Source organism: Streptomyces sp. NPDC021356, from assembly GCF_040641015.1.
GTDB lineage: Bacteria > Actinomycetota > Actinomycetes > Streptomycetales > Streptomycetaceae > Streptomyces.
This window is the reverse complement of record NZ_JBFACU010000006.1, coordinates 258,172-282,697: the sequence shown is the minus strand read 5'-3', so window position 1 is coordinate 282,697 and position 24,526 is coordinate 258,172. Positions and strand designations below refer to the sequence as shown.

Sequence of the window (24,526 nt, the reverse complement as noted above, 5' to 3'; positions counted from 1 at the left end):
CCCGGGCCGTACGAGGTCACCCGACGCCGACCAACAACGACAGAAGCCCACGGCATCTGAGCTGGTCAGAGCCGTGAGCTTCTTCAGTCTCGCTGGTCGGCGGGACCGGTGATCAGTAGACGGCCGCAGGCCGCGGCCGCGCGTGATCAGTTGTGGCTGAACTGGCTCAGAGGTCCGCGCGTGCGGTCATCGCAAGCGTTCGCCGCGGCTGGTAGCCACTCGGAGTGTGTCCCGCAGAGCGCCGGTCAGCCCGGCGGCCAGAAGTCGAAGTTCTTCCGGACCAGAGTCCGAGTCGCCGAGTACGTCTCGCGCGTGTTCCAGCAGCTCGGCGGCCAGGCCGAGTTGGACCGATTCGGTGTTGTCCGCCAGACGCGACATGTAGCTGTCGTGGTCGTCGGTGCTGAGGTAGCAGGGCTTGCCGTCAGGGCCCGACCACGGCAGTAACCGCAATTCCTCTCGCTTGGTCACTCTTCCATCCCCCTGTCGTCGCTCTGGTGACGTGTGATGAAGACGGCGTCGGCGTGGTCGCCGGGGAATACGAGAAACGCGGTCTCGACTACGCGTCCAGCGGTGTCGGTGATCACACGCGTGATGGCGAGAACGGCCCAGGCAGAGCCGAGCTGGAGGATCGACGCTTCCTCCTGCGTGGGCAGGCGAACCCTGACCCTCTCCTGGACCTCCGCCAGCCGCGGGTGCAGATTGCCCAGGTTCACCAGCGCCCCAAACCGCAAGGTCGACTCTTCGGGCACGGCAGCCGGCGCCAGGTCCCGGGGCACATATATACGGGCCAGGCTGTGGGGCGCCTCCCCTTCATGGGCGAGACAAATGAACTCAGTGAGCGGGCTTCTGGCCGGTACGTTCATCAGGGCGGCCAGTTGGCCCCGCGCCCGGATCTTGGCCGTGCGGATGGTGACACGCAGAGCCGTGTCACCAGGCGTATCCGCATCGGGGCACCGCACTCCGCCGACGTACGTGATCCTTCGTAAGGGCCGCCGAACGAAGTTTCCTCTGCCGTGCATCTTCTCGATCAGGCCCTCTCCCTGGAGGACCGCCAAAGCACTCCGCAGCGTCGGCAGGCTGACCGCGTAGCGCGCGGCGAGGTCGGGTTCAGAGGGCAGGCGTTCGCCGGCCTTGAGGCGGCCGGTGACGATCTGGTTGCGGAGGTCACCGGCGATGGCGTCTCGGCGAGAGGACACGGGCCGGATCACCACCTTCTCAACATTCGCATGGCGATCATTCGGGACCGTGAGTGCAGGGTCAGCAGTTCGCCCGACTCGAACACGAGCTGCTTCCCGCCCTGGCGCAGTTGGATGAGGTCGATCACCAGGCACTGACGGCCGCCGATCTGGACGAGGTCCCCGCGCTGCACGCTCGCCGAAGTGATCTCGACCGGGGAGACCATCGCCCCAGTGGGCATGCGCTCCCTCACCGCTGTACCTCCCCCGACATAGGTCGGTTGGGCGCTGCGTGACACGGGCAGTCGCACGCCTCGTAGACCACCGGAACGTCGACCGGGGCCGTGGCCGGAGCGGACTCCGCGCATGCCAGGTGCGTCCCGATCCGGCACGAGGCCGACCGGTACGGAGCAGCCTCAGCCTTCGTGAGGTGGCGTTCTGGGCGGTAGGGCATCAGTGAACCCCCGCGCGAGCTGACCAGGCCTCAGCTGGCAGATGCCGGACCACGACCACCGAACGCTGCCGTTCGCGCTTCTCCCAGGCCGCCACCAGATACGGCCGGACGAGCGCGTTGTCCTCACCAGCGAGGAAGCCCAGACGGTTCGCGACGTCTTCCCGACGCCCCACGACGCCGGTCACGGCACCGTCCGTGGGCATGGACAGCGCGCAGGCGGCCGGCGGCCGGAAGGATGTCGAGGGGCGGCGGTGCCTGCCCTTGCGGAAGTGCCGCTCTCTGGTGAGTAAGACGGCACTGCGGATACGGTTGAACACGCTGCTCAGCTCCTATCGCTGATGGCTCGGTCCCCCGGCATCGCCCGCCGTGGGGACCGCTTTGCGTACGACCGCCCAGAGGGTGCGGCCGTTCAAGCTGGTGGCGAGGAGCCCGAATCGGTCAGCCTCGGACACCACGTCCAGGACCTCCCGCCACGAGTCGGCGGAGAGCGATTCCGGTACCTCCGCCTCGATCGACGTGCATCGGCCGTGCTCCGCCACACGGGTGGTGAGCCCGACGGCCGATAACCGGGCCGCGATGGCTTCCGCGCTCACTTCCCAAGCAGGCACAGGGCAGCCTCCGTCACCGGCGATCACTTTGGGTGAAGCTAGTTAACTAGATTAGAGCTAGTGGACTAGATTTTCCATATGCCTGAGCAGCCGCCCTATCTCCGCATCGCCGATGAGCTACAGCGGCGGATCGCGGATCACGTGTGGGAGCCGGGAGACCGACTGCCCTCCCGCGCGCAGATCGGCCAGGAGTGCGGCGTCGGCGAGAACGTGGTGCGCCGGGCGCAGGAACTGCTGATCTCCCAGGGCGTATTGGAAGGGCGCGCGGGTTCGGGCACGTATGTCGCCGAGCCCCGGCAGCGCGTGCGGGTCGTGCGTTCCTCGGCGCGCGAGCAGCCCACCGGGTCCCCGTTCCGCGCGGACATGAAGGCCGCGGGCAAGCAGGGGGATTGGGAGAGCAGGACAGACGCCAAGGTTCCGGCGCCGGCGGACATCGCGGCCCGGCTCGGTATCACCGAGGGCGAGCTGTGCGTCCGGACGACATACGAGTTCCTTGCCGATGGCAGGCCCGTGCAGTTGTCGACGAGTTGGGAGCCGTACGACCTCACCGCCGGCACTCTCGTCGTACTTCCCGAGGGAGGGCCGCACGCCGGGGCAGGCGTCGTGAACCGCATGGCCGCGATCGGCGTCACCGTCAGCCACGCCGTGGAGCAGCCCGAGCCCCGGCAGGCCACCGCCGAGGAGGCATCCTTGCTCGGCATCCAGAAGGCAGCGCTCGTCACCCACATCCGGCGGACGTACTACAGCGACCAAGGGCGCCCCGTCGAGACGGCAGACATCGTCGTGCCCGCCGCTCACTGCGAGATCGTCTACGAGATCCCGATCAGCCGCTGACGGGGCAGAGCCTCCTATGCTGAGGCTTCAGCTTCTCGGAAGCGTGTGCGAGCGTGCCCCCGTGACTGCACCCGCATCTGATCTGCTTCCCAGACCCTTTCTGTCGTGCTGGCTTCATTGGATCGCGGTACCCACCGCAGATCAGCACGGAGTCATGTCCCTACTGGGGCTGACGGACGGGGTACCCGTGTCTTTCACTCGCGCTGAAGCGGCCGTCGACGAAGACAGCCATAGTGGAGCCGAAGGGCTCGGCCGCGTGTACGTAAGTCCGGAACTCGACGGGTGGACCCTGGTCATCGGACGTTGGTGTGATCCTTGCGGCCGCGAGCGCTCGGACGCCGTGCTGCGTATGTGCGAGGAACTGAGTCTCCGCTACGGAACGGCGCAGGCCTACTACTACGGCGCGCAGGGTGACGGGTCGGCCTGGCTGGTCGCAGAGCAGGGAGCGGTTGTGCGCCGCTATTGCGAGACCGGCGCGGGCGATGACCACTACCTGACGCTGGGAGAGCCGCTGCCTTATGAGCGTTCCCGTCGCGAGGCCCTGGGCCTGACCAGGAGCTGGGATGCGGCAACCGAGACGGAAGAGGACGAAGAGACGTGGGCCCTGGAGACCATGGACATGGCCCCCGAGATCGCCGCCGACCTCGGCACCAGTCCTCGCGCCCTGACGGCGAAGACCCCGCTGTCTGGCACAGGGGTGTTGGCGCGCACGCCACCCAGTACGTCCTGATCCCCTGCGGCCCAGGGCTGGATGCTGTGATCAATGACGTCTGCGCCGAGGCTGAGGGGCAAGCCACAATCCACTCTCAGCATGCGCTCGCCCGTGCCCCTTCCGTGCCCGATCGAGCGGGAAACCACGGGGAGATACGGTGACGGGCGGGCAGCGCCCAGCACAACGGCCCCTGACCGTATCGCCTGGTCAGGGGCCGTGCGTTCAAGCGGTGGGTGTGGGATTTGAACCCACGGTGACTCGCGCCACGACGGTTTTCAAGACCGTTCCCTTAGGCCGCTCGGGCAACCCACCTTCGCGCCCGCCCACCAGGGGCGGAGCGGGTACAGCGTACCGGCCTCGCGCGTTTCGCGGACGCCGTGGGGCGGGGAAGCGGGCGATGGCTCGTCGCCGTCAGCTGGAGCTGTCGCCGACGCGGGAGCCGAGGACGACCTCGGTCGTGTGCTCCTTGCCGTCGCGCTTGTAGGTGATCTTCACCTTGTCGCCGGGCTTGTGGGTCCAGATCTCGCCGATGAGGGTGGGGCCGGAGTCGACCACCGTGTCGTCGAGCTTGGTGATGACGTCGCCGGGCTTGAGGCCGGCCGTGTCGGCGGGGCCGCCCGCCTCCACCGCGGCGGAGCCGCTCACGTCCTGGTCCGTGATCTTCGCGCCGCTCGCGCCCTCCACCAGGGAGACCGACGCGCCGATCTTGGCGTAGACCGGCTTACCGGTCTTGATCAGCTGCTGGGCGACGTACTTGGCCTGGTTGACGGGGATGGCGAAGCCCAGGCCGATCGAACCGGACTGGCCGGAACCGCCCATACCGCCGCCGCTGCCGGAGGACTGGATCGCGGAGTTGATGCCGATCACCGCGCCGCGCGCGTCGAGCAGCGGACCGCCGGAGTTGCCCGGGTTGATGGAGGCGTCCGTCTGCAGGGCGCTCATGTAGGACGCCTTGCTGTCGCTGCTGCCGTCACTGGAGGCGACCGGGCGGTTCTTGGCACTGATGATGCCCGTCGTCACCGTGTTCGACAGGCCGAAGGGGGCGCCGATGGCGATCGTCTCGTCGCCCACGGCCACCTTGTCGGAGTCGCCGAGCGCGAGCGGTTTGAGGTCGGAGGGGGCGTTCTTCAGCTTGATCACCGCGACGTCGTACCCCTGGGCGTGGCCGACGATCTCGGCGTCGTACTTCCTGCCGTCGGGGAAGGTCGCGGTGAGCTTGCCGCCGTCGACGGCGTCCGCCACGACGTGGTTGTTGGTGACGATGTGGCCCTGGGTGTCGAACACGAATCCGGTGCCGGTGCCGCCCTGGCCGTTGGTGCTCTCGGCCTCGATGGTGACGGTGCTCGGCAGCGCCTTGGCGGCCAGGCCCGCGATCGAGTTCGGGTCGCGCTTGACCTGGGAGGCGCCGGAGTCGGAGGCGGCGACCGTGGTGGAACCGCCGTCGTCGTTCTTGGCGAGGGTGTATCCGAGGCCGCCGCCCAGGCCGCCGGCGACCAGCGCGGCCACCAGGACAGCCGCGATCAGGCCGCCGCGCCGGCCGCGGGGCTTGGGCGCGGGCTGCTGGTACGTCGCGCCCCAGCCGGCCCCTCCGCCGGTGCCCGCACCCGCGCCGCCGTCCGCGTAGGCGGGCACGGCGGGGGGCTGGGGCGGCGGCCAGGAACCGTCGACGGGCGCGCCGCCGGGGCCGCCCTGCGGGGCCTGCGGGTGCTGCGGGTGCTGGAAACCGGAGGAAGCGTACGGCTGTGCGGGCGGGGCGCCCGTCTCACCGGGGGTTCCCGGCTGCGGGCCCTCGGAGGCGGGCGCCTGCCCAGCGGATGCGCCGTCCTGCTGCGGGGCGCCCGGCACGTGCGGGGGCGTACTGGGCGGCGGGGGCGTGGGGGCCCCGCCCTGGGGAGCGGGCGGCTGCGGGGAAGCTGCGGGGGTCTCCACCGGCACGGGAGGTGCGGACGGGGCCGGGGGTACCTCGGTGCCCTCGTTCTCGGTGCTCACAGCTCTTCTCCTCGATCCACGGCTGTTGTAGTCGGTCGCACTCGGTCACGCTCGTCCAGGCTGCCGACGACCCGGCGTGCTCCAGCTGTGCATGCGCATCTGTATGTCGTCAGCTTTTCCCACGAGCCGTCAGAGCACCATAAGCCGTGGCTGTGGGTCCGACAGGATTCTTTATATGGGTCATCTCGTTTTAAACGGACACATTAGCGACACTCGTCCGCCGCCATGCCACCCCGCGGCGGTGGCACCATGACGCGGTGACCCACGCACGGCAGCATCACATCCAGGTCGTCGCACACCGCGGAGCCTCCGAGGCCGCACCGGAGCACACCCTCGCCGCCTACCGGACGGCCATCGAGGACGGCGCGGACGCCCTCGAGTGCGACGTACGCCTGACCGCGGACGGCCACCTCGTGTGCGTGCACGACCGCCGCGTCAACCGTACGTCCAACGGCCGCGGCGCGGTGTCCGCCCTGGAACTCGCCGACCTCGCCGCGCTGGACTTCGGCACCTGGCGCTCCCGCGCCTCCTGGCGGGGCCGCGACGAGGAGCCCGACTGGGTCGTCCGGCCCGAGGACCCCGAGGACACCTCCGTCCTCACCCTGGAGCGCCTGCTGGAACTCGTCGCCGACGCGGGCCGGCGGGTGGAGCTGGCCATCGAGACGAAACATCCCACGCGGTGGGCCGGGCAGGTCGAGGAGCGGCTGCTCGCCCTGCTGAAGCGGTTCGGCCTGGAGGCCCCCGCATCCCCCGCCGAGTCGCCGGTGCGTGTGATGAGCTTCTCGGCACGCTCCCTGCACCGGGTACGGGCGGCCTCCCCGATGCTGCCCACGGTCTACCTGATGCAGTTCGTCTCCCCGCGGCTGCGGGACGGGCGGCTCCCTGCGGGCGTCCGGATCGCGGGCCCGTCGATGCGCATCGTGCGCAGCCATCCGGCCTATGTCGAACGGCTGAAAAGAGTCGGTCACCAGGTGCACGTGTGGACGGTGAACGAGCCCGAGGACGTCGCCCTCTGCGTGAATCTGGGCGTCGACGCCATCATCACCAACCGCCCGGGGGCGGTTCTGCGGCAGCTCGGCCGCTGAGGGCCACCGCGCCGGTACCGGGCCTGTCCGGGCGCGAGCGTCCGCAGCCGACCCGGGCTCCGGCGCGGGGGCGGCCCCCGCCTTCGGTTCCGGCTGCGCGTCCGGCTCCTGCCGCGCCTCGGGCTCCCGTCCCGGCCCCGGCTCCCGCTGCGGCTCGACCCCGGCGACACCGTCGAAATTCGGCCATACCCTCACAGGGAGTGCTCCGGCGCGTCCGGTGCGTGTTCGATCGTTGCGAATGCGTCTCCGGGCGGCGAATGGCCGGTTTCCGGTTCAGGCCAATGGGGCATCCACACCGTGGCGTGGGGCGAAGGAGGTCTCGGGGGTGGCGTTTGTGGTGGCACAGGAGGTGCCCACGTCGTCGTGCATGGCCGTACCCCATGGCCCTGCGGGCGTGGGGGAAGCAAGGCACCGGATGCGCGTGCAACTGCGCGACGGTGGCGTGGCGGAATCGGTCATCGACGATGCCGTTCTGATCCTTTCCGAACTTTTGAGCAATGCCTGCAAGCACGGGCGACCACTCGACGGCGCCCTGACCGGCGACGGTGATGTGCGGGCCGCCTGGCGCGTCGACGCGGGCGGGCGGCTGGTGGTCGAGGTGACGGACGGCGGCGGTCCGACCCGCCCGGCCCCCGCCACCCCGTCCGTCACCGCGCACGGCGGCCGGGGGCTGAACATCATCACTGCGCTCAGCGACGACTGGGGCGTGCGGGACGACGTACGTGGCGAGGTCACCGTGTGGGTGGTCGTCCACGACGACGTGTACGACCCGGACGCCGGTCACCGCCGCGACGACTTCGCCACCCGCGTCGCCGCACCGGCGGTGGCGACCCTGCCCGAACTGGACTTCGCGGACGCCTTCGACGACCTGGACTGACGCGCGCGGGACGAGCGGAGGCAGGCACCAGGCAGGCGGGCAGGCAGGCAGGCAGGCAGGCAGGCAGGCAGGCAGCGGAGGAAAATTCCCCTGCCCGGCAGCCGGCCCGCTCGCCCGCCCGCGCCGGCGGCCGGTTCGCCTGCGCCTACGGTGCGGGCCAGTGGCCGCCCAGGGACACGCCCGTGCCCTGCGGTGCGCAGGGTCGCACCCCTCGCCGAGCACAGCCCCGCGTTGTCCACAACGCCCGTCTCGTCCACAGCTTCCCGTCGTCGAGGGTGTGAACGACTAGGCTCGCGCCCGTACAAGACGAGCCGTAACCGGGAGACACCCAGATGGCCAAGAAGCGACCCCAGACGAAGGCCAAGCGCCCGCAGCTCACGGACGGAGAGATCCCGGTGGTCGGCGCCCGCGAGCCGTGTCCCTGCGGCAGCGGCCGGCGCTACAAGGCCTGCCACGGCCGGACCGCCGCGCACGCGGCGACCGAGCTGGTGCAGCGGCCGTTCGAGGGCCTGCCCGGCGAGTGCGACTGGGTCGCGCTGCGCGAGCTGGTGCCCGCCGCCACGGCAGAGCTGACGCTCAAGGACGGCCTGCCCGAGGGCGTACCGTCGGTCCGGCTCGCCACCGTCCTGCCGATGGCCTGGCCCGCGCTGCGCCGCGACGACGGCTCGGTACTCATCGGCCTGCAGAACGACACGGCCTCCGGCGACATCAGCCGCGACCTCGCCGACACCCTCCAGCGCGCCCTGGAGGCCGAGCCCGGCAACCCGGTGCAGGGCCGCCGCGCCCCGGCCGACGGGCCCCGCCTGCAGGACCTGCTCGACCTGGAGGCCCCCTTCGAGCCGGTGGTGCACGAGGGCTTCGAGTTCTGGGTCCCGGACGCGGAGAACGCGACGGCGGAGGTCACCGCCTCCCTGGAGCGGGCCAACGCCGCGGCCATCCCGACCGTGCGCCTGCAGGGCGTCGACGCGGCGTACTGGTGCCAGACCCCGGAGAAGAACCACCTGCGCTGGGTCATGCCGCACCCCGAGGAGCACCTTCTGGACGCTCTCGCGCGGCTGCACGCGGCGGGCACCTCCAGCCTCGGCGAAGGCACCCGCCTGGTCGGCTCCTTCCGCGCCCACGGCCTGACGGTGCCCGTGTGGGACCTGCCCAGCGAGTTCGGCGCCCAGGACGCGGAGAAGCCGGCCGCCGAGTTCGCCGAGCGGCTGGCCGCGGCACTGAAGAGCGACGCGCCGCTGACCACCGAGGAGCGCCGTGCCCGCGGCGGCCTGACCAACCGGCAGGTCACCCTCAGCTGAGCATCGGGGCGGGGGCCGTGCTGACCGACCGGTCAGCCGGATCCCCACGCGCGGAACAGGCAGCTCCAGTTCCAACTCCCCGTCCGCGCAGGCGAGTCGGTGTGACCGGAAAGACGGCCCCCGAGGTGACTGGAAAGCCGGGATCGAATTTGCGAACCGCCGATCTCTTGTTACCGTTCCCGTAGCCCGGTTGCTGGTGCATCCCCCGTCGCCAGCAACCGGGTCTTTCCATGCGCGCCGCCGTTCACCGACCGCAGTCGGCCGTCAACTCCCCGTTCCCGCAGGCGAGTTGCTCCCCGCGCGCAGCAGCAGCGGCTCGTCGCCGGCGCGCCCCGCGGCCTCCCGGGGGCCCGTACGCCCCGCGAACTCGGCGACGGCCGTGTAGGCGCTCGGCGCGCCGCTGGTGCGCTCCCGCGGCGTCTCGCACGTCTCCGGCTCGTCGTCGCCGCCCAGGGCGCAGTGGGTGCGCACGGTGCGATCGCCCGGGCCCATGAGGGTCAGGTCGGCGTCCAGGGACTCGCCGGTCGCGTTGCGGTAGTAGGTGCGCGCCCAGGTGTCGGCACCCTGGGTGAGCACACAGGTCTGCGCCTCGACACCGCCGGGCGAAGAGACCTCGAGGCCGCAGTGGGCGGCGGTCGCCAGCCCCAGGCCGAGCAGGAACGGGGTGCGCGAGGGCGCGGCGGACGGCACCTTGCCGTCGCCCCCCGGCTGGGGGCGCGCGGCGACCGGCATGTCGGCACCGCCCCGGTCGCCCACCTGCCCCGCGGACGCCACGGTCAGCGGGAGGGCGACCGCACAGGCCGCGACACCCATGAGGGCGAACAGCCGCACCCGCCGGGGATCGACCCGCCCCGTCCGTGCGGGCCCGCCCACGCGATCGCACGCCCAGCCGGTTTCCCGGCCGTCTCCGTGTCCGCTCGCGGGCCCGCCTCGGTACCCGGGGTCGCGTCCATCCGGGCACCCGGCGTCGCGTTCGCCCGGGCGCTCCCCGGGGCGTTCGCTCGGGTGTCCGCTTCCGTGTCCCTGGGGGTGGTGCAGCATAAAGGGACGATAACGACCAGAACGGGCGTTTGGTCTCGGCGCGCCCGACGCCCTCAGAACTCGGGCGCGCTCACACCCTTACGAGTGAGGGCGTCCACCGCCGCGTCCACGACGGCCTCCACGTCGGGCACCCAGGGCGAGGCGGAGCCGGGCAGCGGGGCGCGCTCCCAGCGGATCGGCCCGGCGCCCGTCTGCGAGGGCGGCAGGGCGAGGTAGCCGCCCTCGCCGTGGAAGCGCAGTGAGCCGGGCACGAAGTCCTTGGCGTAGAGGAGTTCGCCGAGCTGCTCCATGGAGTACGGCCTGACGAGGATCGACCAGCGCGTCGGCGAGGCCACGACCGGGCCGAGCCGCATCCCGGCGCGGTCGAGCGCGCGCAGGGCGTGGGCCGCGGCGAGGGCCGGCAGGCTCACCGCGCAGGGCGCCGTGCCGCCGGTGGCCAGGACGATGGGGGCGGCGGGCCGGTTGGTCCACCACCAGCGCACCATCCGGGCGTCGGTGGTGGCCGCGAGGAGGCCTGGGTCGAAGGGGTGTGCGCCGGGGACCGTGCACTCCGGGTCGGGGCAGCCGCAGCGGTCGGGCCGCCTCGGGTCCCGCGCCACGCCGGGGAGCACCGGCCACTGCCACTGGGCGGCGAAGGTCAGGGCCGCGTCGATCGGCTCGTGCCTCCCGTCGCTGCGCCGGGACAGGAGCCTGCGTCGCCTTCCGGGGATCTCGCGCATGAGCGCTCGTTCCTTTCCGTTGCACCGCTGGCAACACCGTGGGCCACATCACACCATGTGTCGATCACTTCACTGGGCGTACCTGTTGGCGCATCACACCCCTGCTTTCAGCACGGGGAACCCCTTCGGGCCGGGCACCTGCCGCTTCCGCGGCGGCCCTGCCCCTACGCGTCCACCAGGAGCACGGGCATGGCGCGGGGTGGCGGAGCATGGCGTTTTGCCGTCGCGCGTTCTGCTCTCCGCCGCCGTCACGCGAGGATGGGGCACGGCCGTCGGTGGATAGGACGCCCGGTTCCGTCACCAGGTTCCGGGCAGTTCCGAACCACCCCTGGTCTTCTCCGAGTACGTACCCATCACGACCGCTGTGACGCTCTGTGGAACGAAACCAGTCGACCGCAATAGGCCGTTACCCGAGGCAGTTTCAAGCCAACTTCGTTGATGCGCAAGAGTTCAGGAGCAAGACCACTGCAGGCTCTCTGACACCAGGAATCCCGGCAGGACAATGCTGGACATCCCCTCACGAGTGCGTGTACATGTGGAGACACTGCCGGCGGCGCAGAATGACATGGGGGTTTGCGATGCTTTTGAGCAGTACGCACCGGTCGGAAAGCCGGACACCATGAACGCCCCTCACCCTCAGAAAGTGGCTGGAATCGATTCAACGGTTCCCGCACCCGCACACACTGTCGCGCCAGCCCCCGCAGCCTCGGACGCCTCCCCCGCCGCCGCCCCGCACAGCGCGCACTCCCCGCACACCGCCCACCCCCCGGGCGCCCTCCTCCAGGACCGGCTCGCGGGCTGGGTCTCCGACCTCACGACCCTGCACGAGCTGACCGAGCGGCTGGCCCGCACCGGCCGGCTCGACACCGCCCTGGAGGAACTGCTGCACGCCGGAGCGGCCCTGGTGGGCGCCCGGCGCGGACTCGTCGTCCTGGAACCGGACGACGGACTGGGGCCCGACACCACCCTCGGCCTCGGCCTCGCCCGCGCCGACCTCGGCCACATCGAGACCGTCCCGCGCCACGCGATGCCCTACGGCGCCCTCCTGGACACGGCGGCCGGGCTGCCCGGCGGCGACGGCGAGATCGTGCGCCCCGACCTGTTCGCCGAGGAGAGCCTCGACCCCCGCCACCGCGAGGTGGCCGCCCGACTCGGCTACGCCGCCGGTTACGCGCTGCCTCTGACCACCGAGGCCGCCGGCCGGCTCGGCGCCGCCCTGTGGCTCTACGACGAGCCCGCCGAACCGACCGACCGCCAGCGCCACCTGGCCGGCCTCTACGTCCGCTTCGCCACCGAGCACCTCGCACGTCTGATCGACTGCGAGCGCACGCGCGCGGCCATGGCCACGATGTACGAGGAGCTGCTGCCGTCCCGGCTGCCGCGGGTGCCCGGCATCCGGCTCGCCGCCCGGCACCGCACCGGCCCGCGCGGCGGCGGCGACTGGTACGACGCGCTGCCCCTGCCCGACGCCGCGCTCGGCCTCGCGGTCGGCTCCGTCACCGGCTCGGGCCCCGGCGCGGTCGCCGCGACGGGCCGGCTGCGCGCCTCCCTGCGGGCCTACGCCGTGATGGAGGGCGAGGACCCCGTCGCCGTCCTGTCCGACCTGGAACTGCTCCTGCGGCTGACCGAGCCCGCCCGCTCGGCCACCGCCCTGTTCGCCTACTGCGAGCCCGCGCTGCGCCGGGTCACCGTGGCCGGCGCGGGGCACTGCCCGCCGCTGCTGGTCGGCGAGCGGCGCACCGAGTACGCGGAGACGACCGTGTCGGCGCCGCTGGGCATGCTCGCCTGCTGGGAGGCGCCCAGCGTGGAGTTCCAGGTCACAGCAGGCGAAACGGTGCTGCTCTACACCGACGGGCTGCTGCACCGCACCGGCGACCCCGTCGACCGTGCCTTCGCGCGGCTGCACGCCGCCGCGGCGGGCGTCCCGCGCGCGATGCGCCACGACCCGGACGCCGTGGCCGACCACGTGCTGCGCACCGTCCTGCCCGACGGCCTGGACGTGACCGACGGCACGGAGGACGTGGTGCTGGTGGCGGCCCGCTTCGAGTAGCCCGCAGGGCATGCCGGCCGGTGGCGGCACCCGCGTCTCGTCCACACGCAGCCGGTGACGGCACCGGCCCGCGACGACACGTCCGGTGGGCGGTACATCCGCGGCGGCGCGCCCAGGGCGGCGCGCACGGTGACGTGTCGCCGGTGACGTGCTCCCGGTAACAGGTGCGCGCCCCTCGGGACCCTTCCGTACGACCGTACGATGGGGGGTGGTCCAGTGCCGTATCGAGGAGGAAGACCGTGGCGGACGAGCTCAACCCGGCAGCATCGGATGGTGCTGCCGACGCAGCGGGCCCGGAGACCGAGAGCGAAGAGCCGATCAAGCAGCGCAAGAACGGCCTGTACCCGGGCGTGTCCGACGAGCTCGCCGAGAACATGAAGTCCGGCTGGGCCGACACCGAGCTGCGCGACCTGGAGCCGGTCGGACAGGCCGCCCACACCGCCCGCCGCCGCGCCGCCCTGTCCGCACGCTTCCCCGGTGAGCGCCTGGTGATCCCCGCGGGCAACCTGAAGACCCGCTCCAACGACACCGAGTACGCCTTCCGCTCCTCGGTGGAGTACGCCTACCTCACCGGCGACCAGACGGAGGACGGCGTCCTGGTGCTGGAGCCCACCGCGGACGGCCACCGCGGGACGCTCTACCTGCTGCCCCGCTCCGACCGGGAGAACGGCGAGTTCTGGCTCGACGGGCAGGGCGAGCTGTGGGTCGGCCGCCGCCACTCCCTGACCGAGTCCGAGGCGCTGTACGGCATCCCCGCCGCCGACGTGCGCGAGCTGGCCGGAAAGCTGCGCGAGGCCACCGGCCCGGTCCGTGTGGTGCGCGGCCATGACGCCGGCATCGAGGCGGCCCTGACGGACAAGGTCACCGCCGAGCGCGACGAGGAGCTGCGCGTCTTCCTTTCCGAGGCCCGTCTGGTCAAGGACGACTTCGAGGTCGGCGAGCTGCAGAAGGCCGTGGACTCCACGGTCCGCGGCTTCGAGGACGTGGTGAAGGTCCTCGACAAGGCCGAGGCGACCAGCGAGCGCTACATCGAGGGAACGTTCTTCCTGCGCGCGCGCGTGGAGGGCAACGACGTCGGCTACGGCACCATCGCCGCCGCCGGCCCGCACGCCTGCACCCTGCACTGGGTGCGCAACGACGGCCCCGTCCGCTCCGGCGACCTGCTGCTGCTGGACGCGGGCGTGGAGACCCACACCCTGTACACCGCGGACGTCACCCGCACGCTGCCGGTGAGCGGCACGTACAGCGAGATCCAGAAGAAGATCTACGACGCCGTGTACGAGGCCCAGGAGGCCGGCATCGCGGCGGTGAAGCCGGGCGCCAAGTACCGCGACTTCCACGACGCCGCGCAGCGCGTGCTGGCCGAGAAGCTCGTCGAGTGGGGCCTGGCCGAGGGCCCGGTCGAGCGGGTCCTGGAGCTGGGCCTGCAGCGCCGCTGGACCCTGCACGGCACCGGTCACATGCTCGGCATGGACGTCCACGACTGCGCCGCCGCGCGCACCGAGACGTACGTCGACGGCACGCTGGAGCCGGGCATGGTCCTCACCGTCGAGCCGGGGCTGTACTTCCAGGCCGACGACCTGACGGTCCCCGAGGAGTACCGCGGCATCGGCGTCCGCGTCGAGGACGACATCCTCGTCACCGAGGACGGCAACCGGAACCTGTCCGCCGCGCTGCCGCGCCGCTCGGACGAGGTCGAGGCGTGGATGGCGGCCCTGAAGGGCTGATCGACGGACGGCGGCCGGGCACCCGAGCGGTGCCCGGCCGTACACATGCCCAGGGGGAGGGTTTTCGTGGACATCGGGGACGACAGAGACATTCGGGACTTCCGGGATTTCCGGGATGCGGACGGCTTCTGGTCCGCGGTCGGAGTGGACCTGCATCTGGAACCGGACGCGGCGGCGGGCCGCCGGGCGGGGCTGGAGAAGGCGCTCAGGGACGCCGTGCGGGACGGGCGGCTGACGCCCGGGACCCGGCTGCCGGCGACCCGGCGGCTGGCGTCCGAGCTGGGCGTCTCCCGGGGCACCGCGAAGGCGGCGTACGACCAGCTGGTCGCCGAGGGGTACCTGACGGCACGCCAGGGCTCCGGCACCCGCGTCGCCGCCCTGCCCGCCGTGGACACGGAGGAGCCCGGAGCGGCGGCACGCGCCCGTGCGCCCCGTCTCGACCTGCGGCCCGGCAGCCCGGACGTGGGCGCGTTCCCGGCGGCGGCCTGGCTGCGGGCGCTGCGCCGCGCCATCGCGACGGCGCCCTCCCTGGCGTACGACTACGGCGACCCGCGGGGCCGGATCGAACTGCGCACCGCCCTGTCGGGCTACCTGGGGCGGGCCCGCGGGGTGATCGCGCCGCCGGAGCGGATCGTGATCACCGCCGGATACGTGCAGGGGCTGGCCCTGCTGACGCGCGTGCTGGACGGCGCCTCGGTCGCCATGGAGGACCCCGGGCTGCCCTTCCACCGGGACGTGGTGCGGCACAACGGCGGCACTGTGGCGCCGGTCCGGGTCGACGAGCGGGGGGTGCGCGCGCAGGACCTGGGCGAGCACGGCGCCGTCGTCGTCACCCCCGCGCACCAGTACCCGACCGGGGTGACCCTGCACCCCGAGCGGCGGCGGGCGCTGACCGACTGGGCACGCGCGCGTGGTGCCCTGATCGTCGAGGACGACTACGACGGCGAGTTCCGCTACGACCGCCAGCCCGTCGGCGCGCTCCAGGGCATGGCGCCGGGCCAGGTCGCCTACCTCGGCACCGCCTCCAAGACCCTCGGCCCGGCGCTGCGGCTGGGCTGGATGGTCCTTCCGCCGCACCTGGTCGACGCGGTGGCCGACGCCAAGCTGCACAGCGACCACCACACCGAGACCATCGGGCAGCTGGCGCTCGCCGAGCTGATCGACAGCCACGCCTACGACCGGCACGTGCGCGCGTGCCGGCTGCGCTACCGGCGCCGCCGGGACCAGCTCCTGGACCGGCTGGGGCCGCGCCGCTCCGTGCGCGGCATCGCCGCCGGGCTGCACGCCCTGGTCGACGTCGCGGACGAGGAGGCGGTGCTGGCCCGCGCGAAGGCGGAGGGGCTCGCCCTCGGCCGCCTGGGCGAGCACTGGCACACCCCCGGCGCGGGACGGCCGCAGGGACTCGTCGTCGGCTACGGGACACCGAGGGAGCGGACGTACCCCGAGGCGCTGGACGTGCTGGCGAAGGCCCTGGACGGCGCGTGAGGGAGGCGTTGCCGCACGGGGCCCGGGCCGGTGCGCCCGGGAGGGCTCGCCGGGCCGGCGTGACCGGTGCGACCGGAAGGGCGCCCCGGGCCGGCGTGACCGGAAGGGCCCGGGGCCGCTCCTAGACCGCCGCCAGGGGCGCGTCCTCGCGCCACTTGAGGATCTTGTCGAAGCTCACCACCGCACCGCCCCGGCCCGGCTCGTTGCCGATGTGGACGTGGTCGGCGAGTTGCCGGATGAGGCACAGGCCCCGGCCGTGCTCGGCCTCCGTGGGCGGGACGCGCGGCGGCACCCGGAGACCGCCCGCCGGGAAGCCGGGGCCCGTGTCGGCCACCTCGATGCGGCACGTCTCCCCGTCGAGGTAGGCCGTCACGCGGTAGGCCTCGCAGGTGGCGTCCCCGCCGTCCCCGCCGTGCTCGACGGCGTTCGCGCAGGCCTCGCTCAGGGCGACGGACAGGTCGTAGGAGACGTCGGGGTCCACACCCGCGGTCTCCATCGTGCCGAGCAGGAGCCGGCGGGCGAGCGGCACGCTCGCAGCGTCACGCCGCAGATGGAGTGACCACCAGATGCTCATGCTCCAGCCTCCCGGCCGCGGCTCGACATACCGTTACGTATTGCCCCGCGTGCCCGCACGTAAGCACCGAGTTGACGCGAGAGCGCCCGATCGGCGGATGTGGCGCGCACGGAATCGGTGTATGCGTGGGACCATCTGCCACAGAAAGTGACCTATACGGAGGTACCGCATCTTGTGGACCTGCCGTACGGACCGCCGGTGCCCAGTGGGATGATGAGCGCGCCATGACTGCCCCCCACTCGCGCACGGCACCCGCCGGGCGCGGTCTCCGGCTGCTGCGGGCCGCGGTGTTCGCCGCGGTCTGCGTCGTGCTGGCCGCTGCCGGTCACACGATGGGCTCGTGCGCCACGGTCCCGCTGTGGACGCTGGGCGCCGGCTTCCTCGGGGCACTCCTGGTCGTGGTCCCCCTGGCCGGGCGCGCCCGGTCGCTGCCGGGCATCGCGGCGCTGCTCGCGGTCGGGCAGACCGTGCTGCACGTCCTGTTCGGGCTGGGGCAGCACAAAGCGGCGGGCATGGCGTCCGGCGGGATGTCCATGGGCTCGATGAGTTCAATGGGCCCGTTCGGTTCGTTCGTCTCGTCCGCGCCGACGGTGCCGACGGGCTCACTCGCGCACGCCGGGCACGCGCTGTCCGACGCCGCGCTGGTGGAGCGGGCCACGCGGTACATGTGCGGCACGACGACCGCCGCGATCACCCCGGCCCGGGCCTACCGGATCCTCGTCGACGCCCACCTCTACCCCCGCTCCGCCCCCGACCCCTCCGCCGCACCGCACCCCACGGGCGCCCTGCGGGCCCTCGGCCCTGCCGCCTCGCTGCTGCCGTCCCTGCCCATGCTGCTCGGTCACGTGCTCGCCGCGCTCGCCGCGGGCTGGCTGCTGCGCCGCGGCGACCTCGCACTGCTGCGCCTCATCGCACTGTCGGCGCACGGAGTCGCCGAGGGCACGCTCGTACGATCGCTGCGCGCGGCGCTCGCCCTGGCGTGCGCCCTGTGCGCCGGGCTGCCCACGGCGCCGCGGACGGGCCCGCGCCCTGCGCGCGCCGCCGACTCCGTACTGCGCCCGCCGGCCACCACCGCACTCCAGCACACGGTGATCCGCCGCGGCCCGCCCGCCGCCTTCGCCCTCGCTGCCTGACACGACGCGCCCAGCGCTCCACCGGACCCGGCCGACCGGGTTCCGCGGGGGGAGTGGCCGCCGTCGTGCGGCACACGCGCGTGCCCTTCTCCCCGGTTTTCCGCACCGGCGGACACCCCGGCGCACGCGCCCCTCCCGACCACCGGAACTCTCCGGAACCCACCGGAACCCACTCGAAGTGGAGTGCTCTTCGTGATGAAGGCCATCAGCCGCAGGACCTCTCGTCTCGCCACCGTCGGCGCCCTCGCGGGCACGGCCGTGCTCGCCGTCTCCGTCCCCGCGTTCGCGCACGTCACCGTGCAGCCGGAGGGCGCGGCGGCCAAGGGCGGCTACGCCGTCGTCGACTTCAAGGTGCCCAACGAGCGCGACAACGCCTCCACCACCAAGCTGGAGGTCAACTTCCCGACCGACCACCCGCTGGCCTCGGTGATGCCGGAACCGATCGACGGATGGAAGATCGACGTCACCAAGTCCAAGCTGGCCAAGCCGCTGGAGATGCACGGCGAGAAGATCTCCGAGGCCGTCACCAAGGTCACCTGGACCGCCGACGGCAAGGGCGTCCAGCCGGGCTACTTCCAGAAGTTCCCGGTCTCCGTCGGCGCACTGCCCGAGGACGCCGACCAGCTCGTCTTCAAGGCCCTGCAGACGTACTCGAACAACGAGGTCGTCCGCTGGATCGAGGTCCCGCAGAAGGGCCAGGCCGAGCCCGACAACCCGGCGCCCACGCTGCAGCTGACCGCGGCGGACGACGCCCACCAGGCCGCCGCCCAGGGCGCCTCGACCGGCTCGAAGGCCGCCGTGAGCACCACCACCGCCTCCGCCAAGAGCGGCAACGACACCACCGCCCGCGTCCTCGGCATCGTGGGCATCGTCATCGGCGCGGCCGGCGTGGCGTACGGCGTCTTCGCCGGACGCCGGCGCACCACCGCCGCCTGATCCTGCAAGTCCGCGCCGCGCACCGGGGTCCCGCACCTCCCCGTACGGCCCCGTACGACCGCAGAGGCGTACGACCCCGGTGCGCGCCGCAGCTCTCACATCTGGGACATTTCTCTATGCGCAAGAAGACGTTCGCCGCGGCCGTACTGCTCGCCGCCGCGACGATGACCCTCTCCGCCTGCGGCAGCGGCACGGACAGTGCCAAGCCCGCCACCGTCGTCGCCGAGGAGACCTCGCAGAAGCCCTCGACGGTCCTCGACCAGCCGTTCGAGAAGCCCGACCTGGTGCTCACCGACACCCACGGCAAGAAGTACGACCTCCGCAAGGAGACCGCGGGCCGGCCCACGCTGCTCTACTTCGGATACACCCACTGCCCCGACGTCTGCCCGCTGACGATGAACAACCTCGCCGTCGCCAAGAAAGCCCTGCCCAAGGCGGAGCAGGACAAGCTGCGGGTCGTCTTCGTCACCACCGACCCCGGCCGCGACACCCCCGCCGAACTCGGCAAGTGGCTCAACGGCATAGACCCCCAGTTCGTCGGACTGACCGGCGACTTCGCCACCATCCAGGCGGGAGCGCGCAGCGTCGGCATCGCCATCGAACCGACGAAGAAGGACAAGAACGGCAAGCTCGTGTCCGTGCACGGCACCCAGGTGGTCGCCTTCTCCCCCAAGAACGACAGCGGTTACGTGGTCTATGACGAGGACGCCGGCGTCGGCGACTACACCAAGGACCTGCCCAAGCTCATGAAGGGACAGAACCCGTGAGGCGCCGCACCACGGCAACCGCCCTGACCGCGGCGGCCCTGGCCGGCACGGTGCTGCTGAGCGGGTGCGGCGGATCGGCCTCCGGCGCGCAGTCCGACGGGAAGGCCGAACTGGCCGTGACCAACGCCTACATGCCACAGCCGGTCTCCGACTCCATGGCGGCCGGATTCCTGACCATCGTCAACAAGGGCGACGCCGACGACAAGCTGACCTCGGTCACCAGCGACGCCGCCGGTTCCGTCACCGCGCACCAGACGGTCGGCGGCACGATGCGGGAGGCCGGCGCCGTCACCGTGCCCGCCCACGGACAGCTGATGTTCAAGAGCGGCGGCAACCACCTGATGTTCGACATGCTCAAGCACAAACCCCGCCAGGGCCAGACGGTCCCCGTCGAACTGCACTTCGCCAAGTCCGGCGACCTCCGGGTCGAGATGCCGGTGAAGTCGGCCACGTACAACCCCGAGACCGGACACTGAGGGAAGGACCACCGTGCCGCGGACCATCGCCCCCCGCCTCCGGAACCTGGTGCTGCTGCTCCTGGCCGTCACCGGCGCGCTCCTGGCCGGCGCCGCACCGGCCTCCGCGCACGCCGCGGTGACCGGCAGCGCCCCCCAGCAGGGGGCGGTGGTCGCCACGGCACCCGCCCGGGTCTCCCTGACCTTCTCCGAGAAGGTCGCCATGAACGACGACTCACTGCGCGTGCTCGACCCCGGCGGCAAACGGGTCGACACCGGCAAACCGTCCAACACCAGCGGCACCACGTACACCGTCGGGCTCCGCGGCGGCCTGGCCAAGGGCACCTACACCGTCACCTACCAGGTGATCTCCGCCGACAGCCACCCGGTCGGCGGCGCCTACACCTTCTCGATCGGAGCGCCCTCCAAGACGTCCGTCGTGGCCGGCGGCCAGGACGTGGGCGGCGGACTCGTCGGCTGGCTGTACGGACTCGGACGGTACGTCTCCTACGCCGGCTTCATCGTCCTGGCCGGCGGCGCCGCCTTCGTCCTGGCCTGCTGGCAGCGCGGAGCGGGCGTACGGGCCCTGCAACGGCTCGTCGTCTCCGGCTGGGTGGCGCTCACCGCGGCGACCCTGGCACTGCTGCTCCTGCGCGGCTCCTACACCACCTCCGGGAAGGCCGGGGACATCGTCGACCTGGACCTGCTGGGCCAGGTGCTCCAGACCAAGACGGGCGCGGCCCTCGTCTCCCGGCTGCTGCTGCTCGCGGCGGCGGCGCTCTTCGTCGCGGTCCTCTTCGGGGCGTACGAGAAGCGGGAGGACGAGGAGAAACGGGACCTGACGTTCGGGCTGGCGATCGGCGGCGTCGTGGTCGCCGCCGGGCTCGCGGCGAGCTGGGCGCTGGCCGAGCACGCCTCGGTCGGCCTCCAGCCGGGCATCGCGATGCCCGTCGACGTCGTCCACCTGCTCGCCGTGGCCGCCTGGCTCGGCGGACTCGCCGCCCTCCTGGTCGCGCTCTACCGGGCCCCGGCGGACACCCCCGTCGAGGCCTCTGCCGTACGCCGCTTCTCCCGCGTCGCCTTCGGCTCCGTGGCAGCCCTGGTCGCCACCGGCGTCTACCAGTCCTGGCGCCAGGTCGGCTCGTGGTCGGCGCTGACCGGCACCCGCTACGGGCAACTGCTCCTGATCAAGGCCGGCCTCGTCGTGCTGATGGTCGCAGTCGCGGGAATCTCGCGGCGCTGGACCGGCCGGCTCGCGGACACGGTGGCCGCCGAGGCCGCCGCCAGATCCGGCGCCAGCTCCAGCGCCACGACCGCCACCGAGGACCGCACGAAGGAACGCGACAGGCAGCGGACCCAGGAACCCGCACGCAAGGAACCCGTGGCCGCGGGCAAGGGCGGCGCCGACGGGAAGAACCCGGCCGGGGGCGACTCCCGGCGGGCCGCGCAACTGGCCCGGCAGCGGGCCGCCGTGGACGCCGCGCGGCAGAAGCGGCAGCGCGACGCCGACCCGAACCGGTTCGGGCTGCGCCGCTCCGTGATGGCGGAGGCGGGCGTCGCAGTCGTCCTGCTCGCCGTCACCACCGTGCTGACACAGACCGAACCCGGCCGCACGGAGGAGGAGGCCAAGGCCGCCACGACCTCCTCCTCGTCCTCCCCTTCTTCCTCGTCCGCGGCGGGGGCGGTCACCCTCGACATGCCCTTCGACACCGGCGGCCAGGCCGGCAAGGGCGTCGTACGGCTCGACCTCGACCCCGCACGCGTGGGCGGCAACGAGATGCACCTCTACGTACAGCGGCCCGACGGCAAGGCCTTCGACGTCCCCGAGATCAAGACCGCCTTCACCCTGACCGCCCGGAAGATCGGCCCGTTGTCGGTCACCCCCGACCACATCACCACCGGGCACTGGGCCGCGAGCGGCGTACAGATCCCCATGGCGGGTTCCTGGAAGGTCGCCGTGACGGTACGGACCTCCGACATCGACCAGGTGACCGTCTCCAAGAACGTGCAGATCGGCTGAACGACCATGACCGACCAGACCACCCCGAAGGCAGCCTCTTCGGCCCCCTCTCCCGCCTCCTCGCCGGCCGCCTCCTCGCCGGTGCCCGAACCCCGGCGGGCCGGCGCCCCCGCCACGGCGGGCGTCACGCGCCGACAGCTGCTCGGCACGGCCGGCGCCACCGGAGTCGTCCTCGGCGCCGCGGGCGCGGCCATCGGCTACACCTCCGCGCCCGCCGGCGCCACACCGCTGACCGCCCTCGGCTCGCAGCGGTCGGCGTTTCACGTGAAACATCAGCCCGGCATCACAGACGCCCTCCAGGCCTGCGGCCATCTCCTCGCCTTCGACCTGACGGCAGGCTCGGGCCGCAAGGAGGCCGCCGCGCTGCTGCGCCGGTGGTCGGACACCGCCGCGCGGCTGATGGCGGGCGAACCCGCCGCGCACAACGACACGGACGTCGCCCGGGACGCGGGGCCCTCCTCGCTGACGATCACCTTCGGCTTCGGCCGTTCGTTCTTCGACCGGACGAGCCTGCAGAAGCAGCGCCCGGCCGCCCTCGACCCCCTCCCGGACTTCTCCTCCGACCGGCTCGACAGAGCCCGCAGCAACGGCGACCTGTGGGTGCAGATCGGCGCCGACGACGCCCTGGTCGCCTTCCACGCACTGCGCGCCGTCCAGAAGGACGCGGGAAGCGCCGCACGTGTGCGCTGGCAGATGAACGGCTTCAACCGCTCTCCGGGCGCCACCGCCCACCCCATGACGGCCCGCAACCTGATGGGCCAGGTCGACGGCACCAACAACCCGAAACCGGCCGACGCCGACTTCGACCAGCGCCTCTTCGTCCCCGCCGGGGGCGAACCGGCCTGGATGGCGAACGGCTCCTACGCCGTCGTCCGCCGCATCCGCATGCTCCTGGACGACTGGGAGAAGCTGCCCCTCACCCAGCAGGAGAACGTCATCGGCCGCCGCAAGTCCGACGGCGCACCGCTGACCGGGGGCACCGAGACGACCGCCATGGACCTGGAGAAGACCGGCGCGGACGGCACCTACGTCGTCCCGGTGAACGCACACGCCCGCATCACACGCCCCGACCAGAACGGGGGCGCGGCCATGCTCCGCCGCCCCTTCTCCTACCACGACGGCATCGCCCCGGACGGCGCACCGGACGCGGGCCTGCTGTTCATCTGCTGGCAGGCCGACCCGCTGCGGGGCTTCGTGCCGGTACAGCGCAAGCTGGACCGCGGCGACGCCCTGTCGCAGTTCATCCGGCACGAGGCCAGCGGCCTGTTCGCCGTGCCGGGCGGCGCGGCGAAGGGCGAGTACGTCGGGCAGCGGCTGCTGGAGGGATGACATGCCGGACGGCCTCAGGGCCGGGGTCGTGGCGTCGCCGGGGCAGACGGGAATGCGGCGGCAGGGCCTAGGGTGAGGGCATGTCAGCGAGTTACGCCTATCTCGGTCCCGAGGGCACCTTCACCGAAGTGGCCCTGCGTACGCTCCCCGAGGCGGCCACCCGCGAACTGGTCCCGTACGTGTCCGTGCAGTCCGCGCTGGACGCGGTCCGCGACGGCGAGGCCGAGGCGGCCTTCGTACCGATCGAGAACTCCGTCGAGGGCGGGATCACCACGACGCTCGACGAGCTGGTCGCGGGCCGGCCGCTGGTGATCTACCGCGAAGTGCTGCTGTCGATCACTTTCGCACTGCTGGCCAGGCCCGGCACCAGGCTCGCCGACATCAAGACGGTCACCGCCCACCCGGCCGCCCAGCCGCAGGTGCGCAACTGGCTGAAGGCGCGCCTGCCGAACGCCCTGTGGGAGTCGGCCGCCTCCAACGCCGACGGCGCCCGCCTGGTCCAGGAGGGCCGTTACGATGCCGCCTTCGCCGGTGAGTTCGCCGCCGCGCGGTACGGGCTGGAGCCCCTGGAGAGGGACATCCACGACGCGGAGAACGCGCAGACCCGGTTCGTGCTCGTCGGCCGCCCCGCGCGCCCCGCCGCCCCGAGCGGCGCGGACAAGACGTCCGTGGTGCTGTGGCAGCGCGACGACCACCCCGGCGGGCTGCGCGACCTGCTGGGCGAGTTCTCCGGCCGGGGGATCAACCTGATGCTGCTCCAGTCCCGCCCGACGGGCGCGGGCATCGGCAACTACTGCTTCTGCATCGACGCCGAGGGGCACATCACCGACCGCCGGATGGCCGAGGCCCTGATGGGTCTGAAGCGGATCTGCCTCCAAGTGCGCTTCCTCGGCTCCTATCCGCGCGCGGACGTCGGCACGGCGGACGTACGCCCCCCTCTCGCCGGGACGTCGGACGAGGACTTCGCGGCCGCTGCGGACTGGGTGGCACGCTGCCAGGACGGTCGTTCCTAGCCACCCCTTGACCGTGTGTGACCGGTCGTACCTGCAGATCTTCGTTATCCACAGAAGTTATCCACAGGTCCTCTTCTCGACCTGGGGACAAGTCGACACCGATCGGCAACTCGGTCGACAAATCGCCCTTCAACCCGCAAGGCGGTCGATCGCCATGCAGGTCACCCTTCGTCCACTCGTTTCCTTTGGTTCATCTTTTGGGGCGACCCTTTTGCACCCGAAAGTGGGTGTCGGGCCGGTTTGAG

At 72.2% G+C, this 24,526-nt stretch carries 24 protein-coding genes and 1 tRNA gene; 15 read left to right on the top strand and 10 right to left on the bottom strand.

The window, feature by feature from the left end; all coding sequences use genetic code 11:
- Window positions 1-186: 186 nt before the first annotated feature.
- The 5 genes from AB0G56_RS10630 to AB0G56_RS10610 form a co-directional block, all read right to left on the bottom strand.
- Window positions 187-468, bottom strand: coding sequence for a hypothetical protein (locus tag AB0G56_RS10630; RefSeq protein WP_360966720.1), 282 nt, complete (start codon window positions 466-468; stop codon window positions 187-189).
- Window positions 465-1,208: a GntR family transcriptional regulator gene (locus AB0G56_RS10625; RefSeq protein WP_360966858.1), complete on the bottom strand. Its 744-nt coding sequence runs from the start codon at window positions 1,206-1,208 to the stop codon at window positions 465-467. Before AB0G56_RS10625 ends, AB0G56_RS10630 begins: the two co-directional genes overlap by 4 nt.
- The gene (locus AB0G56_RS10620; protein ID WP_360966717.1) at window positions 1,205-1,417 is read right to left on the bottom strand and encodes a hypothetical protein; all 213 of its coding nucleotides are present in this window, start codon (window positions 1,415-1,417) and stop codon (window positions 1,205-1,207) included. The genes AB0G56_RS10625 and AB0G56_RS10620 overlap by 4 nt, the downstream gene beginning before the upstream one ends.
- A gap of 211 nt (window positions 1,418-1,628) precedes the next feature.
- A complete protein-coding gene (locus AB0G56_RS10615) occupies window positions 1,629-1,946 on the bottom strand; it encodes a hypothetical protein (protein WP_360966713.1) in 318 nt (105 codons plus the stop codon).
- Window positions 1,947-1,958: 12 nt separating this feature from the next.
- Complete coding sequence (locus AB0G56_RS10610) at window positions 1,959-2,237, bottom strand: hypothetical protein (protein ID WP_360966855.1); 279 nt, start codon at window positions 2,235-2,237, stop codon at window positions 1,959-1,961.
- A 78-nt stretch (window positions 2,238-2,315) separates the two neighbouring features.
- Here AB0G56_RS10610 and AB0G56_RS10605 point away from each other — a divergent pair, with 78 nt between their 5' ends.
- Window positions 2,316-3,071: a GntR family transcriptional regulator gene (locus tag AB0G56_RS10605; protein WP_360966710.1), complete on the top strand. Its 756-nt coding sequence runs from the start codon at window positions 2,316-2,318 to the stop codon at window positions 3,069-3,071.
- A 187-nt stretch (window positions 3,072-3,258) separates the two neighbouring features.
- On the top strand, window positions 3,259-3,801 hold the full coding sequence (locus tag AB0G56_RS10600; RefSeq protein ID WP_360966707.1) for a hypothetical protein: 543 nt from the start codon (window positions 3,259-3,261) through the stop codon (window positions 3,799-3,801).
- A gap of 209 nt (window positions 3,802-4,010) precedes the next feature.
- Here the strand turns inward: AB0G56_RS10600 and AB0G56_RS10595 are convergent.
- A tRNA-Ser gene (locus AB0G56_RS10595) sits at window positions 4,011-4,095 on the bottom strand.
- Window positions 4,096-4,194: 99 nt separating this feature from the next.
- Complete coding sequence (locus tag AB0G56_RS10590) at window positions 4,195-5,772, bottom strand: trypsin-like peptidase domain-containing protein (protein WP_360966705.1); 1,578 nt, start codon at window positions 5,770-5,772, stop codon at window positions 4,195-4,197.
- A 257-nt stretch (window positions 5,773-6,029) separates the two neighbouring features.
- Between AB0G56_RS10590 and AB0G56_RS10585 the strand changes: the two genes are divergently transcribed.
- The 3 genes from AB0G56_RS10585 (at window position 6,030) to AB0G56_RS10575 (ending at window position 9,032) form a co-directional block, all read left to right on the top strand.
- A complete protein-coding gene (locus tag AB0G56_RS10585; RefSeq protein WP_360966702.1) occupies window positions 6,030-6,857 on the top strand; it encodes a glycerophosphodiester phosphodiesterase in 828 nt (275 codons plus the stop codon).
- A 238-nt stretch (window positions 6,858-7,095) separates the two neighbouring features.
- Entirely contained in the window at window positions 7,096-7,734 is a 639-nt protein-coding gene (locus AB0G56_RS10580; RefSeq protein ID WP_360966699.1) for an ATP-binding protein, read from the top strand.
- A gap of 332 nt (window positions 7,735-8,066) precedes the next feature.
- Window positions 8,067-9,032 carry a DUF5926 family protein gene (locus AB0G56_RS10575; protein WP_360966697.1) on the top strand — a complete coding sequence of 322 codons (966 nt, stop codon included), beginning with the start codon at window positions 8,067-8,069 and terminating at the stop codon, window positions 9,030-9,032.
- Window positions 9,033-9,296: 264 nt separating this feature from the next.
- Here the strand turns inward: AB0G56_RS10575 and AB0G56_RS10570 are convergent, their stop codons facing one another.
- Together AB0G56_RS10570 and AB0G56_RS10565 are read right to left on the bottom strand one after the other, a co-directional pair.
- On the bottom strand, window positions 9,297-9,845 hold the full coding sequence (locus AB0G56_RS10570) for a hypothetical protein (protein ID WP_360966852.1): 549 nt from the start codon (window positions 9,843-9,845) through the stop codon (window positions 9,297-9,299).
- 281 nt (window positions 9,846-10,126) lie between these two features.
- A complete protein-coding gene (locus AB0G56_RS10565; protein ID WP_360966694.1) occupies window positions 10,127-10,792 on the bottom strand; it encodes a bifunctional DNA primase/polymerase in 666 nt (221 codons plus the stop codon).
- Between the two features lie 502 nt (window positions 10,793-11,294).
- On the opposite strand from AB0G56_RS10565, the gene AB0G56_RS10560 reads away from it, so the two are divergent.
- The 3 genes from AB0G56_RS10560 (at window position 11,295) to AB0G56_RS10550 (ending at window position 16,054) form a co-directional block, all read left to right on the top strand.
- The gene (locus tag AB0G56_RS10560; RefSeq protein ID WP_360966691.1) at window positions 11,295-12,842 is read left to right on the top strand and encodes a PP2C family protein-serine/threonine phosphatase; all 1,548 of its coding nucleotides are present in this window, start codon (window positions 11,295-11,297) and stop codon (window positions 12,840-12,842) included.
- A gap of 239 nt (window positions 12,843-13,081) precedes the next feature.
- Complete coding sequence (locus AB0G56_RS10555) at window positions 13,082-14,569, top strand: aminopeptidase P family protein (protein ID WP_360966688.1); 1,488 nt, start codon at window positions 13,082-13,084, stop codon at window positions 14,567-14,569.
- Window positions 14,570-14,713: 144 nt separating this feature from the next.
- The gene (locus tag AB0G56_RS10550; RefSeq protein ID WP_360966849.1) at window positions 14,714-16,054 is read left to right on the top strand and encodes a PLP-dependent aminotransferase family protein; all 1,341 of its coding nucleotides are present in this window, start codon (window positions 14,714-14,716) and stop codon (window positions 16,052-16,054) included.
- A gap of 121 nt (window positions 16,055-16,175) precedes the next feature.
- On the opposite strand, the gene AB0G56_RS10545 is transcribed toward AB0G56_RS10550, so the two are convergent.
- Window positions 16,176-16,628: an ATP-binding protein gene (locus AB0G56_RS10545; protein ID WP_360966685.1), complete on the bottom strand. Its 453-nt coding sequence runs from the start codon at window positions 16,626-16,628 to the stop codon at window positions 16,176-16,178.
- Between the two features lie 224 nt (window positions 16,629-16,852).
- Between AB0G56_RS10545 and AB0G56_RS10540 the strand changes: the two genes are divergently transcribed.
- From AB0G56_RS10540 to pheA, 7 genes are all read left to right on the top strand, one after another.
- Complete coding sequence (locus AB0G56_RS10540) at window positions 16,853-17,761, top strand: hypothetical protein (protein ID WP_360966682.1); 909 nt, start codon at window positions 16,853-16,855, stop codon at window positions 17,759-17,761.
- Between the two features lie 195 nt (window positions 17,762-17,956).
- On the top strand, window positions 17,957-18,697 hold the full coding sequence (locus AB0G56_RS10535) for a YcnI family protein (RefSeq protein WP_360966679.1): 741 nt from the start codon (window positions 17,957-17,959) through the stop codon (window positions 18,695-18,697).
- 116 nt (window positions 18,698-18,813) lie between these two features.
- A complete protein-coding gene (locus AB0G56_RS10530; RefSeq protein ID WP_360966676.1) occupies window positions 18,814-19,464 on the top strand; it encodes an SCO family protein in 651 nt (216 codons plus the stop codon).
- On the top strand, window positions 19,461-19,940 hold the full coding sequence (locus tag AB0G56_RS10525) for a copper chaperone PCu(A)C (protein WP_360966673.1): 480 nt from the start codon (window positions 19,461-19,463) through the stop codon (window positions 19,938-19,940). The genes AB0G56_RS10530 and AB0G56_RS10525 overlap by 4 nt, the downstream gene beginning before the upstream one ends.
- 13 nt (window positions 19,941-19,953) lie before the next feature.
- Complete coding sequence (locus AB0G56_RS10520; protein WP_360966670.1) at window positions 19,954-21,939, top strand: copper resistance protein CopC; 1,986 nt, start codon at window positions 19,954-19,956, stop codon at window positions 21,937-21,939.
- A 6-nt stretch (window positions 21,940-21,945) separates the two neighbouring features.
- A complete protein-coding gene (gene efeB, locus AB0G56_RS10515) occupies window positions 21,946-23,268 on the top strand; it encodes an iron uptake transporter deferrochelatase/peroxidase subunit (protein ID WP_360966667.1) in 1,323 nt (440 codons plus the stop codon).
- A gap of 80 nt (window positions 23,269-23,348) precedes the next feature.
- Window positions 23,349-24,281, top strand: a complete 933-nt coding sequence (gene pheA, locus AB0G56_RS10510; RefSeq protein ID WP_360966664.1) for a prephenate dehydratase — start codon at window positions 23,349-23,351, stop codon at window positions 24,279-24,281.
- Window positions 24,282-24,526 lie beyond the last annotated feature (245 nt).